We start from the raw sequence: 546 nt of genomic DNA, 5'->3' as shown, positions 1-546 counted from the left end.
ACCCCTGACCTCTTGACTGCCAGTCAAGCGCTCTCCCAGCTGAGCTACGCCCCCGTGCGAAGAAGTACTATACGGGAACTCCCCCGCCGATGCAAGGACAATTTCGGAAAAACTTTCGCCCCGCGCGGCGTGGGAACGCAGCCGGCCGCGGATGCAGGCGCGGGAACGGGCCCCGAAGCCCCGCGATGCCCTTTCCGCCCGCGGGGACGCGCCCCGCGGGCGGCGGCCACGCCGCCGCCCTCCTCCCCGGCGCCCTCGGGGCATCTCGGATCCCGCCGTCCGCCGTTTATCGCCTCCGCAGCGCGGTCCGCCATCCGCCCAACGGCCGTCCCGCCGGCGCCGGGCCCACTATCGGGTCCAGCCGCGCCCCCGCCCGCCCGGCGATTTCAAAACCATGCCGGTTTACGGGGCCAGGCCGGGAAGCCCCGAGCATGCCGTAATCGGCAAAATCAAGACCGCAGGTAGGCGACTTGCGCATTCCGTGAAATGCAGGGTATGGACGGCCGGTCCGGGTCCAGCCCCGTAATCCGACATAGTTTTGAAATG

The 546-nt window shown here is 69.4% G+C and carries 1 tRNA gene (only partly in view); it reads right to left on the bottom strand.

The window, feature by feature from the left end:
* Positions 1-54 (bottom strand) — tRNA-OTHER (locus DW892_RS09980) (it extends 55 nt beyond the left edge of the window).
* Between the last annotated feature and the right edge of the window lie 492 nt (positions 55-546).

It is taken from the genome of Collinsella sp. AM40-7AC, assembly GCF_003468125.1.
GTDB classification, from domain to species: Bacteria; Actinomycetota; Coriobacteriia; order Coriobacteriales; family Coriobacteriaceae; genus Collinsella; species Collinsella aerofaciens_O.
The sequence above is the reverse complement of the archived record's forward strand: the minus strand, read 5'-3'. Positions and strand labels throughout refer to the sequence as shown.